Below are 12,220 nucleotides of genomic sequence, written 5' to 3'. Positions count from 1 at the left end.
TTTGACCGAAATCAAATGGAAGCGCGAATGACACTCAAGGCCCAATTCGACCACACCAATTGCGCAGAATGCCCGATCCGGCATCGTGCGGTGTGCGCGCATTGCGAAAAGGACGAGCTGGAAGAGCTTGAGAACATCAAGTACTACCGCAGCTTTGAGGCGGGGCAGACGATCATCTGGTCCGGCGATCCGATGAATTTTGTCGGCTCGGTCGTGTCGGGAATCGCGTCTTTGACACAGACGATGGAGGATGGGCGCAGGCAAATGGTCGGCCTGCTGCTGCCCAGCGATTTCGTGGGTCGCCCCGGACGGGACAACGCGCCATACGACGTGGTTGCAACCACCGATCTGATGATGTGCTGTTTCCGCAAAAAGCCGTTCGAAGACATGATGATCACAACGCCGCACATCTCGCAGCGCCTGCTGGAAATGACGTTGGACGAATTGGATGCGGCCCGTGAGTGGATGCTGGTGCTTGGGCGCAAGACGGCGCGGGAAAAGATTGCCAGCCTGCTTTCGATCATCGCGCGCCGGGACGCATCGATTCATCAAGCCGGAATGGTAGCTCCGATTGTCTTTGACCTGCCACTGACGCGCGAGGCGATGGCCGACTATCTTGGGCTGACCCTGGAAACTGTCAGCCGGCAGATTTCCGCCTTGAAGAAAGATCAGGTCATTACTCTGGAAGGTAAACGCCATGTAACAATCCCCGATATGGGGCGCCTAATGGAAGAGGCGGGCGACGATACCGATGGCGGATTTCTGGTCTGATGCCTCAGCCCGCCGCCCTCGAACAATTGGGAGTCCCTTAAGGAATTTAGCGGTTTACTCGCCATGCTGTTCATCGGCGCGATAGCTGGCTGGCTGTCGGGGAAAATCATGGAAGGGCGTGGGTTCGGCCTGATCGGGAATATTATAGTCGGGATTGTCGGTGCGTTTCTGGCGGGTACGATCTTTCCCGCCCTGGGCTTTGCGGTTGGCGGAGGGCTCATCTCTTCGATCTTCTTTGCCACTATCGGCGCGGTGATCCTGCTGTTCCTGATCGGCCTGAGCCGCAAGACATAAAGCCGCACCAGAGACGGACGGCTTTTGCGTTTGTTGGCGTCGTTAGTGAGCCAGAAACACGGGGATTTCTGATTGCTCCAGCATATTGCGGGTCGCACCGCCCAAAATGGCCTCGCGAAAGCGCGAATGGCCATAGGCCCCCATAACGATCATATCGGCCTCGGTATCGGCAGCGTGGCGATTGAGGATGTCTGAGACGCGCGTCATGGTCTTGCTGAGCACGTCGATTTCGCACTTCACCCCATGTCGTGCCAGCATCTGAGATAGCAGACCGCCCGGGTCCGATCGATCCGGCCCATGACGCGGTGGATCAATCACAACAATCCGTGTGAGTTCGGCCTGCTTCAAGAATGGCAACGCGCGACGGATGGCGCGCATCGCTTCGACGCTTTCGTTCCAGCCCACCATGACGGTTTTTGGGGCCGAAATCGGTTTGTTATCATCGGGCACTAACAGCACCGGCGAATGGCCTTCGAACATGGCGGCCTCGACGATGGGTTCAGCTTCTGCGTCGCGGTCTTTTCCATAAGGTCGCGGCAATACCACGAGATCCGAAAAGCGCGCGCGACGTGCGACATGTCGCCCGAGATCAGCGATCTGAGCTACCCCGTTTTCAGCGGACCAGCGCACGCCCGACTTACCCAGATAATCCTGAGCGTAGGCGAGTATCTCGTCCGCCTCGGCATTGGCACGGCTCAGGGTCTCCTGCAGGATCAAAGCGTTTGCACCGGCATAATAATAACCGGTCTGACTGCGATCGACGCCAAGACACAACGCTTCGACATGGGCGTCCTGCCCTTCTGCCAATGCCACCATTTGTGCCAGTGCGTTCTGAGAAAGCTTGGTTTCCGTCATGACCGTAAGAAGAGATTTAAATGCCATGTCGACCTCATGTTTCCGGCGCTGTCCGTTGCCAGCGCGTGTCTGTTTCTGCAAAATACCTCTCACAGAAAACAGGGGCTTGTCTTGATGCAGATCAAAGCGTCAAAGGCGACCTCGCTGCATTACAGCATGCAGTCAAAAAGGTTTCGCGTGACACGAAGAATCGCGCGAGGCATGGCAAAGGGACGCAATATGTCAAATTACATCAAGCTGATCGTGCTTGGGCTGGTGGTGCTGTTCGCAGCCATCGGCTCTAGCTACGCACGGGATTTGGCGTATCAGGTGCACGCGATTCTGGTGATGTTGATCGCCGGCGGTCTGTTCATCTGGACGCTTAGAAACACGGAAGAGCCAGATATCCTCGTCGACCGCTCTGGTGAGTATATGGATGACGTGATCCGCTACGGCGTGATCGCAACCGCATTCTGGGGGGTAGTCGGGTTCCTGGCGGGGACTTTTATTGCGTTCCAGCTAGCCTTTCCGGCGCTGAACTTCGAATGGGCGCAGGGCTATCTTAATTTCGGGCGTTTGCGGCCGTTACATACATCGGCGGTTATCTTTGCCTTTGGCGGTAACGCGTTGATCGCAACTTCGTTCTATGTCGTACAGCGCACCAGCGCTGCGCGACTTTGGGGTGGAAACCTGGCATGGTTCGTGTTCTGGGGCTATCAGCTGTTCATCGTGCTTGCGGCAACCGGTTATATACTTGGTGGAACGCAATCGAAAGAATATGCCGAACCTGAATGGTACGTTGACCTGTGGCTGACCGTTGTCTGGGTTGCCTACCTGGCTGTTTATCTGGGCACGATCATCAAGCGGAAAGAGCCGCACATCTACGTGGCAAACTGGTTCTATCTGGCCTTTATCGTGACTGTCGCCATGCTGCACCTGGTCAACAACATGACCATCCCGGTCAGCATCTGGGGATCGAAATCGGTCATCGTCTGGTCTGGTGTTCAGGATGCCATGATCCAGTGGTGGTATGGCCACAACGCCGTGGGCTTCTTCCTGACTGCCGGTTTCCTGGGTATGATGTACTACTTCATCCCGAAACAGGCTGAGCGTCCAGTATTCAGCTACAAGCTGTCGATCATCCACTTCTGGGCGCTGATCTTCCTGTATATCTGGGCCGGCCCGCACCACCTGCACTATACCGCGCTGCCTGATTGGGCCTCGACCCTTGGCATGGTATTCTCGGTGATCCTATGGATGCCTTCGTGGGGTGGTATGATAAACGGTCTGATGACCCTGTCGGGTGCATGGGACAAACTACGCACTGACCCAGTGATCCGGATGATGGTGATTTCGGTCGGCTTTTACGGCATGTCCACGTTCGAGGGTCCGATGATGTCGATCCGCGCTGTGAACAGCCTCAGCCACTATACCGACTGGACTATCGGTCACGTACATTCGGGCGCGCTGGGCTGGAACGGTATGATCACCTTTGGTGCTCTTTACTTCCTAGTCCCTGTTCTGTGGAAGCGTGAGCGTCTGTACTCGCTGCAGCTGGTCAGCTGGCACTTTTGGCTCGCCACCATTGGCATCGTTCTCTACGCGGCGTCGATGTGGGTCACCGGTATCATGGAAGGCCTGATGTGGCGTGAAGTGGACGCCAATGGCTTCTTGGTGAATTCGTTCGCTGACACCGTTGCCGCGAAGTTCCCGATGTATGTGGTGCGTGCGCTGGGTGGCGTGATGTTCGTCGCTGGCTCGCTAATCATGTGCTACAACCTTTGGATGACTGTACGGAAAGCGCCGGCCAAAGAGGCCAGCCTGACCGTCGCGGTCCCGGCTGAATAAGGAGGGCCGGAGCAATGGCAATTCTCGACAAACACAAGATCCTCGAGACCAACGCGACCCTCCTGCTGATCTTCAGCTTTCTGGTCGTGACCATCGGTGGCATCGTACAGATCGCGCCCCTGTTCTATCTTGAGAACACCATCGAGAAGGTGGAGGGTATGCGCCCTTACACCCCTCTCGAACTGGCGGGGCGTGAGGTTTATCTGCGCGAAGGCTGCTATGTTTGCCACAGCCAGATGATCCGCCCGATGCGGGATGAGGTTGAACGTTATGGCCACTACTCGCTGGCGGCTGAATCCATGTATGATCATCCGTTCCAATGGGGGTCCAAACGCACCGGGCCGGATATTGCCCGCGTCGGTGGCCGGTATTCGGATCAATGGCAGGTGGACCACCTGCGCGATCCACAATCGGTGGTGCCGGAATCGGTGATGCCGAAATACGGCTTCCTTGAGGATCGCAAGCTAGACGGCAAGTATATCGGTGACATCATGGCGGCAAATGCCGTGGTCGGCACCCCGTATACCGACGAGATGCTTGAACAGGCGCAGGCCGATTTTCGGGCGCAGGCCGATCCGGACAGCGATTATGATGGATTGTTGGAACGCTATGGCGACAAGGTCAATGTGCGTAACTTTGACGGTCAGCCCGAGCTGACTGAAATGGATGCGTTGGTTGCTTACCTCCAGATGCTGGGCACGCTGGTCGATTTCTCGACCTTCACCCCGGACGCAAGCCGTTAAAGGAGGGTGTGATGGAACTATACACAATTCTAAGGCAGTTCGCGGATAGCTGGATGTTGCTGCTCCTGTTCTCGTTTTTTATTGGCATCATCATCTGGGTTTTCCGCCCTGGTGCCAGCAAGGAATACAAGGACACCGCCAACATCCCGTTCCGGCACGCTGATGCCCCAGCGCCCCGTCGGGGCGACGACAAACCCGCCACATCCAAGGAGGCGCGGCAATGAGTAAGACACCTGAAAAACAGCCGGGCGATCCTAACACCACGGGTCACAGCTGGGACGGAATCGAGGAATTCGATAATCCGATGCCACGCTGGTGGCTTTGGACCTTTTACGCGACCATCATTTGGGGCGTGATCTACACGATCATGTACCCCGCATGGCCCTTGGTTCAATCGGCAACCGCCGGTGTGCTGGGTTGGTCCTCGCGCGAGCTGGTACAGCAGGAAATGGTCGCGTTCGAAGAAGCGAATGCGCCGTGGAATGCCAAGTTGGTGGAAACACCGCTGGAAGAAATCTCGGCCGACGCGGAGCTGCAACAATACGCAGTTAACTCTGGTGGCGCTGTGTTCCGAACCTGGTGCGCGCAGTGCCACGGATCGGGCGCGCAGGGTGCGCCGGGTTTCCCGAACCTGCTGGATGACGCCTGGCTGTGGGGCGGCTCGCTTGAGGATATCGAGTACACCATCGCCTATGGCATCCGGAACGAGGAAAGCGACGACGCGCGCTATTCCGAGATGCCGGCCTTTGGTGAGATCCTCGAAAAAGATGAGATCACTCAAGTGGTTCAATACGTCATGTCCCTGACTAACGCCCAGACCGATGACGCGGCGGCGCAGGCAGGCAAGGTTGTGTTCGAAGACAACTGCGCGGCTTGCCACGGTGATGACGGCAAAGGCGACGTTTCCCAGGGTGCGCCGAATCTGACCGATGCGATCTGGCTTTACGGCGGCAGCCAAGAGGCCCTGACCGAGACGGTCACCTACAGCCGCTTTGGTGTGATGCCCCCGTGGGAGAATCGCCTGACCGACGCGCAGATTCGCGCTGTCACGGCCTATGTCCACCAGTTGGGTGGCGGTCAGTAAGGGTTAAAAGAACACCTCCGGGCGGTCTCCCGCCCGAAGGTCTAGGCACCGGCTGTTCCATCTGTTCGCGCGTTTCCAGAACAGCCGGTGCCGATTTTCAAACAATAGGGCTGTAATCTCTGCCGGTCCAGATACGGCATTCAAACCAGTATCAAAGATCGTTCAGATTTACATCGCGCGGGTTTTCTCTCCACCAATGATGTTCGGGCAGCCAGCGCCGCTTGCGACGGCCCGGCTTTGGCGCATCGTAGATGTGAGGCGTATTGATGCGTGTCGCGTTCAAAAAAGATCTGGCGAATACGGTCAGCATGGTTTCCCTCCTGTGCAGAGTTGTTTCTGAGCTTTAAGATTGACCTTTCGCACGCCGAATGCGACTCAATTACCATTTCAATGTGTAAGTAAGGTTTACATATGGACTGGCTATCACTGCCGCCGTTGGCCTCTCTCAGGGCCTTTGCAGCCTTCGCTGAGAAGCGAAGTGTTGTCGAGGCCGGTGCTGCGCTCAATGTTAGCCACGCTGCAATCAGCCAGCAGCTTCGCGCGCTCGAGAAACATCTGGGCGCGGCTCTGCTTGACCGAACGGGCAAAGCGCTGACACTTACCGCGGAAGGTGAGCATCTGGCCCGTGCCCTTCAGCTTGGATTTGGTGCGATCGAGGCTGCTGTGGGTGATCTGGCTCGCTCGGCTCAGGACCGCCCGGTTCATGTGTCGCTGACGTCTTCCTTCGCTGCATCTTGGCTGATGCCGCGACTGCCGAGTTTCCGCGCGACGCATCCCGACGTAAACCTGATCCTAGATCCAACCTTTGAGGTGGTCGAGCTGCAACCGGGTGGCGTGGATGTAGCGATCCGTTATGGCGCCGGCGGTTGGCCGGGGGTGGAGTGTGAGATGTTGTTGCAGACGCCGATGGTCATCGTCGCCTCACCCACACTATTGGGTAACAAGACCGATTGGTCCCCGGCAGAACTTGCGCAGTTGCCGTGGCTTGAGGAAATTGGCACGACTGAGGGGACAAAATGGCTGACTGAGCGAGGTGTCGGACCCGAACGCGGCGCGGGGCGTACGCAGCTTCCCGGTAACCTGCTGCTGGATGGTTTGCGGTCTGGGCAAGGGGTCACCGTCACTGTGCGACAATTCGTCGAAGCGGACATCAATGCGGGCCGCGTCGTCGAACTCTTCGCCGAGCCGGATACGCGCGGGTATCATATAGTTACGCAAAAACAAGCCCTTAGGAGATCCGTGAAAATCTTCATCAACTGGCTGAGGCGCGAAGCGCGAAGCCAGCAGTAACTCACGCGTCTAAAGGTGTCTGCACGATGCGCGTTTTGACCCATGTCAAAGTCCCTTGCCTCGTGATCTGGAAGAACACACACTCAGAATAGCCAGTTGCGGAGCCAGCCTGTGAGCGATTCCAATCCCACCCCCAGTCTCTACGCCGCCAGAGAGCCGATTTTCCCGAGACGTGTGTCCGGCCCGTTTCGCAATTTGAAATGGATCATCATGGCGGTGACGCTGGGCATTTACTATGTGACGCCTTGGATCAGGTGGGATCGCGGGCCAAGCCTTCCGGATCAGGCCGTTCTTCTGGATCTGGCGAACCGCCGATTCTATTTCTTCTGGATCGAGATTTGGCCGCACGAGTTCTATTTTGTCGCTGGGCTGCTGATCATGGCAGGATTGGGTCTGTTCCTGTTCACCTCGGCGCTTGGGCGGGTCTGGTGCGGATATGCCTGCCCGCAGACGGTTTGGACGGACCTGTATATCCTTGTCGAGCGCTGGATCGAGGGCGACCGTAATGCGCGCCTGCGTCTGCACAGGCAGAAAAAGTTAGATTTCCGCAAGGCGCGGCTGCGCCTGACCAAGTGGGTCGCTTGGTTCTTCATCGGGCTCGCAACCGGTGGCGCCTGGGTTTTCTATTTTGCGGATGCACCAACTCTGGCGCGTGATCTGGTCACCGGAAACGCGCATCCAGTGGCCTATACGACGATGCTGATTCTGACCGGCACCACATTTTTCTTCGGTGGCTTTGCACGCGAACAAATCTGCATCTATGCCTGCCCATGGCCGCGCATTCAGGCCGCGATGATGGATGAGGATACCCTGGTCGTCGGATATCGCGAATGGAGGGGTGAACCACGCGGCAAAGGCAAACGTACGGCTGACAGCGAGCTGGGCGATTGCATCGATTGTATGGCTTGCGTCAATGTCTGCCCGGTAGGGATCGACATCCGAGACGGTCAGCAACTGGAATGCATTACGTGTGCGCTTTGCATCGACGCCTGCGATGACATGATGGCCAAGATAGGCAAGCCCCGTGGTCTGATCGATTACATGGCGCTGAGTGATGAGGCCCGCGAACGCGAAGGTCAGCCACCCAAAAACGTTTGGAAACACATCCTGCGTCCGCGCACGATCCTCTACACGGCGCTATGGTCACTGGTCGGATTTGCATTGCTCTTTGCGCTGTTCATTCGTTCGGATATCGATTTGACGGTTGCGCCGGTGCGGAACCCGACTTTCGTTACCCTTTCAGATGGCACGATCCGTAACACCTATGATGTACGCCTGCGCAACAAACATGGCGAGGATCGGCCATTCAAACTGACGATTGCGGGCGATCCATCGCTGCAGATTGAAATCGAAGGTGTTGAAGGCGAGACTGTTAATGTCACTGCAGATACGGCACAATTGACCCGCGTCTATATCACCGCTCCGCAGGGTACTGCCCCTGCAGCGGCTGACAGCACATCGGTTCGCATCTGGGTCGAAGATCTGGAAAGTGGTGAGCGGGCCTACAAGGATACCAGTTTCAACGGACGAGGAAGCTGAGAATGGCAGAACGTCAATTCACAGGCAAACACGCATTGGCGGTATTTGTCGCGGCCTTTGGCGTGATCATCACGGTGAACCTCGTCTTGGCTTATAGTGCAATCAAGACCTTTCCGGGGCTTGAGGTGAAGAACTCCTATGTAGCCAGCCAGGAGTTCAATGAACGTTTGAAGGAACAGCAGGCCCTGGGTTGGAACATCAAGGCAGAGCTGACCGGAGGGCTGCTGGTGCTATACATAACCGATCAGACCGGTTCCCCTGTTGAAGTGGCAGATCTGCAGGCCGTGGTGGGGCGCGCCACCCATGTGAAGGAAGACTTCTCGCCGGACTTTACTTTTGATGGCATCGCCTATGCCGCTCCGGCTGCCCTGGGCGAAGGGAACTGGAACATTCGCCTTGTGGCCAAAGCAAAAGATGGTGCCGAGTTCGCGCAACGTGTGCCCCTGTATGTGAAAGGTTAGAGATGGTTGCGCAAGCCACTCCATCTCGGGCAGCCTGTCCTGGCTGCATCGCAGCCCCGGCGGAAGCGGCGCGGCCAATCCCAAAGGATGTGCAGATCGCGCTGTCGCTGCCAGGCATCCACTGCTCGGCCTGCATCTCTACGGTCGAGCGTGAGTTGAATGCCCATCCCGGCGTTGAAGACGCGCGGGTCAATCTCACGCTGAAACGCGCGATGATCAAGGCGGCACCGGATACGCGCGCCGATGATCTGATCCCGGTGTTGGAGCGCGCTGGCTTTGAAGCCCACGAACTGGATCCGGGTGCGCTTTCGGCTACGCAAACCGATAAGGCCGGGCGCGATCTGCTGATGCGGTTGGCAGTGGCGGGTTTTGCTTCGATGAACGTGATGCTGTTATCGGTGTCGGTCTGGTCCGGCGCCACCGATGCGACGCGCGACATGTTCCATTGGATATCGGCGGCGATTGCGCTGCCTGCAATCGCATTCTCGGCCCAGCCTTTCTTTTCCAACGCCTGGAGCGCTCTGCGCGTACGCCGGTTGAATATGGATGTGCCGATTGTTTTGGCGATACTGCTGGCTCTGGTCACGTCGCTTTGGGAAACTGCACTCAGCGGTGAACATGCTTATTTCGACGCGGCTTTGACCCTGACATTCTTCCTGCTAGCGGGCAGGTATTTGGACTATCGCACCCGTGCCGCGGCACGTTCGGCTGCCGAAGAACTAACCGCGCTGGAGGTCCCGCGCGCCATCCGGCTAGTGGATGGGACCGAAGCGGAAGTGGCGGTGGCGAGCCTTAACGTGGGTGATCTGATTCTGGTGCGCCCCGGAGGGCGTATGCCAGTGGATGGCGAAATCATCTCGGGCCAGTCCGAGTTGGACCGGTCGCTGCTGACCGGGGAAACCCTCCCGGTCTTTGCCGAGGCCGGGCTGAACGTCAGTGCTGGTGAGGTTAACCTGACCGGCCCTCTGACCATCCGTGCGACGGCAGTCGGGGAAGATACCTCGCTGCACCGTATGGCGGATCTGGTAGCCATCGCTGAATCGGGCCGATCACGGTATACCTCGCTGGCAGACAAGGCGGCCAAGCTTTATGCGCCGGGGGTGCATATACTGTCCGCGCTCAGCTTCTTAGGATGGTATATTTATTCGGGCGATATCCGGACGGCGCTGAATATCGCTGCGGCGGTTTTGATCATCACATGTCCCTGCGCGCTGGGCTTGGCAGTGCCGGCGGTAACCACTGCAGCATCAGGCCGATTGTTCCGCAGTGGCATGCTGATCAAACACGCGACCGCGTTAGAACGGCTGGCCGAAGTGGATACTGTGGTATTTGACAAGACCGGCACCCTAACATCCGGTGCGCCTGAGTTGACCAATCTTGGTGATCATTCGCGTACCGATTTGCAAGTGGCTCTGGCATTGGCCGAAGCGTCTTCGCACCCCTTGTCTCTTGCCCTTGCAAAGGCTGCGCGTGAAGCCGGGATCAAGCCTGCCAAGTTGCACGATGTTGTTGAGGTGCCGGGATATGGCACTGAGGGCGTTTACCGTGATCAGCAGGTCCGGCTGGGTCGAGCGGCCTGGGTCGGCGGCGAAGATGGTGAGCAGACCGCAGCCTGGCTCGCAATCGAATCGCGGACGCCATCGCGCTTTACTTTTACCGACAGTCTGCGCGCAGGCGCTGCCGAGGCGGTCGCGGCTTTCCGTGCGGCAGGCAAAGACGTCATCCTGATTTCCGGCGATACGGAAGGCGCGGTTCAGGCCTTGGCGGGCAAGCTTGGCATTGAGAACTGGATCGCCCAGGCCTTGCCTCAAGACAAAGCTGCCAAAGTGCAGGAACTAAGCGATCAGGGTCGGCACGTTCTGATGGTCGGCGATGGGCTGAACGATACGGCGGCATTGGCGGCGGCGCATGTCTCGATTTCTCCGGCCAGCGCCTTGGATGCTGCGCGGGTGGCGTCGGATATCGTGCTACTGGGCAATGATCTGTCCCCGATCGCTGAGGCTTGCGATACAGCCGTCAGGGCGACGCGTCGGATTCGCGAGAATTTCCGGATCGCCACTGTCTATAACATCATCGCGGTCCCGCTGGCCGTTGCCGGGTTGGCGACACCCCTTATTGCGGCATTGGCGATGTCGACCTCGTCGATTACTGTTTCGCTGAACGCCTTGCGGCTGAGGTAACTCTGATGGAAGTGCTTGCCTATCTGATCCCGATTTCCCTGCTTTTGGGCGGGGTTGGCTTGGTTGCGTTTATCTACACGGTCCGCTCGAACCAGTATGAGGATCCGGAAGGCGATGCGCGCCGTATCCTCAGCGACGAATGGGATGACAAGCCCAAGCCCTGACAGAGGCGTCAACAGCCCTTGAAATTGCCGCAATGCCCGGCTATGTCCGGCCCATCCGCTAGAAGAGAGATTGTAGCCTCATGGCAACCTTAAACCCGATCCAGTTCATTCAGCAGGTCCGTGCCGAAGTCGCAAAGGTCGTCTGGCCGACCCGTCGTGAGGTGCTGTTGACCACGGTCATGGTGTTCATCATGGCGGCGCTGACAGCTGTCTTCTTTGCGCTGGTCGATCTGGGCATTCGTGGCGGTCTGCAACTCGTGCTTGGCGCGTTTAGCTAAGCCGGTTTGGGCAAGCTGAAACGCGACTGCCCCCTTGCACAGCTTGCGATGTCAGAGTAGGTGACATGACTATTCGGAATGGGCGTGCGGCGAATCGGGCTGCGCGCCGCTTTTTATTCCGGGTGACGCAATAGGATTTCAACGAAGGGCGCGATGCGTCGCAGCCCAAAGGCAAACAAGGACGACAGGTTCATGGCGAAACGGTGGTATTCGGTCAGCGTTCTTTCGAATTTCGAAAAGAAGATCGCAGAGCAGATCCGCACGTCGGTGGCTGAGCAGGGCCTTGAAGACGATATCGACGAGGTTCTGGTGCCCACCGAAGAGGTGATCGAAGTGCGCCGGGGCAAGAAGGTCACCACCGAACGTCGCTTTATGCCGGGTTACGTGCTGGTACACATGGAAATGTCGGATCAGGGCTATCACCTGATCAACTCGATCAATCGCGTTACCGGCTTCCTGGGCCCTCAGGGCCGCCCGATGCCGATGCGCGACGCCGAGGTGAACCAGATCCTCAACCGCGTTCAGGAAGGTGAAGAAGCGCCCAAGCTGATGATCAGCTTCGAGGTTGGCGAGAAGGTCAAGGTCAACGACGGCCCGTTCGAGGATTTCGACGGCATGGTCGAAGGTGTGGACGACGAGAACCAGAAACTGAAAGTTTCGGTTTCGATCTTTGGCCGCGAAACACCGGTCGAGCTGGACTTTACGCAGGTCACAAAGCAAAGCTGATTGGTTCC

The 12,220-nt window shown here is 57.7% G+C and carries 15 protein-coding genes; 13 read left to right on the top strand and 2 right to left on the bottom strand.

The genetic code is table 11. From position 1 onward, the window contains the following. Positions 1 to 27 precede the first annotated feature (27 nt). Together fnrL and ACR0A1_RS16155 are read left to right on the top strand one after the other, a co-directional pair. Positions 28 to 771 (top strand): transcriptional regulator FnrL, encoded by a 744-nt coding sequence (gene fnrL, locus ACR0A1_RS16160; protein WP_170406526.1) that lies wholly within the window; start codon positions 28 to 30, stop codon positions 769 to 771. Between the two features lie 63 nt (positions 772 to 834). Then, positions 835 to 1,065 carry a GlsB/YeaQ/YmgE family stress response membrane protein gene (locus tag ACR0A1_RS16155; RefSeq protein ID WP_480868356.1) on the top strand — a complete coding sequence of 77 codons (231 nt, stop codon included), beginning with the start codon at positions 835 to 837 and terminating at the stop codon, positions 1,063 to 1,065. 42 nt (positions 1,066 to 1,107) lie between these two features. Here the strand turns inward: ACR0A1_RS16155 and ACR0A1_RS16150 are convergent, their stop codons facing one another. Then, on the bottom strand, positions 1,108 to 1,947 hold the full coding sequence (locus ACR0A1_RS16150; RefSeq protein ID WP_170398633.1) for a universal stress protein: 840 nt from the start codon (positions 1,945 to 1,947) through the stop codon (positions 1,108 to 1,110). 192 nt (positions 1,948 to 2,139) lie between these two features. Here ACR0A1_RS16150 and ccoN point away from each other — a divergent pair, with 192 nt between their 5' ends. From ccoN to ccoP, 4 genes are read left to right on the top strand one after another with little or no spacing between them, the layout of a single operon-like run. Continuing rightward, positions 2,140 to 3,747: a cytochrome-c oxidase, cbb3-type subunit I gene (ccoN, locus tag ACR0A1_RS16145; RefSeq protein ID WP_480868353.1), complete on the top strand. Its 1,608-nt coding sequence runs from the start codon at positions 2,140 to 2,142 to the stop codon at positions 3,745 to 3,747. 14 nt (positions 3,748 to 3,761) lie between these two features. Beyond that, positions 3,762 to 4,490, top strand: a complete 729-nt coding sequence (gene ccoO / locus ACR0A1_RS16140) for a cytochrome-c oxidase, cbb3-type subunit II (RefSeq protein WP_170398627.1) — start codon at positions 3,762 to 3,764, stop codon at positions 4,488 to 4,490. An 11-nt stretch (positions 4,491 to 4,501) separates the two neighbouring features. Then, a complete protein-coding gene (locus ACR0A1_RS16135) occupies positions 4,502 to 4,714 on the top strand; it encodes a cbb3-type cytochrome c oxidase subunit 3 (RefSeq protein WP_170398624.1) in 213 nt (70 codons plus the stop codon). After that, complete coding sequence (ccoP, locus tag ACR0A1_RS16130) at positions 4,711 to 5,574, top strand: cytochrome-c oxidase, cbb3-type subunit III (protein ID WP_170398621.1); 864 nt, start codon at positions 4,711 to 4,713, stop codon at positions 5,572 to 5,574. Before ACR0A1_RS16135 ends, ccoP begins: the two co-directional genes overlap by 4 nt. 151 nt (positions 5,575 to 5,725) lie before the next feature. Here ccoP and ACR0A1_RS16125 read toward each other — a convergent pair whose 3' ends face one another. Continuing rightward, positions 5,726 to 5,884: a hypothetical protein gene (locus ACR0A1_RS16125; RefSeq protein WP_170398617.1), complete on the bottom strand. Its 159-nt coding sequence runs from the start codon at positions 5,882 to 5,884 to the stop codon at positions 5,726 to 5,728. Between the two features lie 101 nt (positions 5,885 to 5,985). On the opposite strand from ACR0A1_RS16125, the gene ACR0A1_RS16120 reads away from it, so the two are divergent. The 7 genes from ACR0A1_RS16120 (at position 5,986) to nusG (ending at position 12,212) form a co-directional block, all read left to right on the top strand. Then, positions 5,986 to 6,864 carry a LysR family transcriptional regulator gene (locus ACR0A1_RS16120; protein WP_170562453.1) on the top strand — a complete coding sequence of 293 codons (879 nt, stop codon included), beginning with the start codon at positions 5,986 to 5,988 and terminating at the stop codon, positions 6,862 to 6,864. A 111-nt stretch (positions 6,865 to 6,975) separates the two neighbouring features. Beyond that, a complete protein-coding gene (ccoG, locus tag ACR0A1_RS16115) occupies positions 6,976 to 8,403 on the top strand; it encodes a cytochrome c oxidase accessory protein CcoG (protein WP_170398610.1) in 1,428 nt (475 codons plus the stop codon). 2 nt (positions 8,404 to 8,405) lie between these two features. Beyond that, positions 8,406 to 8,864, top strand: coding sequence for a FixH family protein (locus ACR0A1_RS16110; protein ID WP_170406514.1), 459 nt, complete (start codon positions 8,406 to 8,408; stop codon positions 8,862 to 8,864). Positions 8,865 to 8,866: 2 nt separating this feature from the next. Then, positions 8,867 to 11,044, top strand: a complete 2,178-nt coding sequence (locus ACR0A1_RS16105) for a heavy metal translocating P-type ATPase (RefSeq protein WP_480868350.1) — start codon at positions 8,867 to 8,869, stop codon at positions 11,042 to 11,044. A 5-nt stretch (positions 11,045 to 11,049) separates the two neighbouring features. Continuing rightward, positions 11,050 to 11,208, top strand: coding sequence for a cbb3-type cytochrome oxidase assembly protein CcoS (gene ccoS, locus ACR0A1_RS16100; RefSeq protein ID WP_074737762.1), 159 nt, complete (start codon positions 11,050 to 11,052; stop codon positions 11,206 to 11,208). Positions 11,209 to 11,288: 80 nt separating this feature from the next. Then, complete coding sequence (secE, locus tag ACR0A1_RS16095; protein WP_170398600.1) at positions 11,289 to 11,486, top strand: preprotein translocase subunit SecE; 198 nt, start codon at positions 11,289 to 11,291, stop codon at positions 11,484 to 11,486. Positions 11,487 to 11,678: 192 nt separating this feature from the next. After that, positions 11,679 to 12,212, top strand: coding sequence for a transcription termination/antitermination protein NusG (gene nusG, locus ACR0A1_RS16090; RefSeq protein ID WP_152459924.1), 534 nt, complete (start codon positions 11,679 to 11,681; stop codon positions 12,210 to 12,212). Positions 12,213 to 12,220 lie beyond the last annotated feature (8 nt).

The organism is Ruegeria sp. D6 (assembly GCF_056534365.1).
The sequence above is the reverse complement of the archived record's forward strand: the minus strand, read 5'-3'. Positions and strand labels throughout refer to the sequence as shown.

Excerpts from the sequence above, each read along its gene's own strand:
- fnrL (WP_170406526.1), top strand. The coding sequence starts at position 28 with ATGACACTCAAGGCCCAATTCGACCACACCAATTGCGCAGAATGCCCG.
- ACR0A1_RS16155 (WP_480868356.1), top strand. The coding sequence starts at position 835 with ATGCTGTTCATCGGCGCGATAGCTGGCTGGCTGTCGGGGAAAATCATG.
- ACR0A1_RS16150 (WP_170398633.1), bottom strand. The coding sequence starts at position 1,947 with ATGGCATTTAAATCTCTTCTTACGGTCATGACGGAAACCAAGCTTTCT.
- ccoN (WP_480868353.1), top strand. The coding sequence starts at position 2,140 with ATGTCAAATTACATCAAGCTGATCGTGCTTGGGCTGGTGGTGCTGTTC.
- ccoO (WP_170398627.1), top strand. The coding sequence starts at position 3,762 with ATGGCAATTCTCGACAAACACAAGATCCTCGAGACCAACGCGACCCTC.
- ACR0A1_RS16135 (WP_170398624.1), top strand. The coding sequence starts at position 4,502 with ATGGAACTATACACAATTCTAAGGCAGTTCGCGGATAGCTGGATGTTG.
- ccoP (WP_170398621.1), top strand. The coding sequence starts at position 4,711 with ATGAGTAAGACACCTGAAAAACAGCCGGGCGATCCTAACACCACGGGT.
- ACR0A1_RS16125 (WP_170398617.1), bottom strand. The coding sequence starts at position 5,884 with ATGCTGACCGTATTCGCCAGATCTTTTTTGAACGCGACACGCATCAAT.
- ACR0A1_RS16120 (WP_170562453.1), top strand. The coding sequence starts at position 5,986 with ATGGACTGGCTATCACTGCCGCCGTTGGCCTCTCTCAGGGCCTTTGCA.
- ACR0A1_RS16110 (WP_170406514.1), top strand. The coding sequence starts at position 8,406 with ATGGCAGAACGTCAATTCACAGGCAAACACGCATTGGCGGTATTTGTC.
- ACR0A1_RS16105 (WP_480868350.1), top strand. The coding sequence starts at position 8,867 with ATGGTTGCGCAAGCCACTCCATCTCGGGCAGCCTGTCCTGGCTGCATC.
- ccoS (WP_074737762.1), top strand. The coding sequence starts at position 11,050 with ATGGAAGTGCTTGCCTATCTGATCCCGATTTCCCTGCTTTTGGGCGGG.
- secE (WP_170398600.1), top strand. The coding sequence starts at position 11,289 with ATGGCAACCTTAAACCCGATCCAGTTCATTCAGCAGGTCCGTGCCGAA.
- nusG (WP_152459924.1), top strand. The coding sequence starts at position 11,679 with ATGGCGAAACGGTGGTATTCGGTCAGCGTTCTTTCGAATTTCGAAAAG.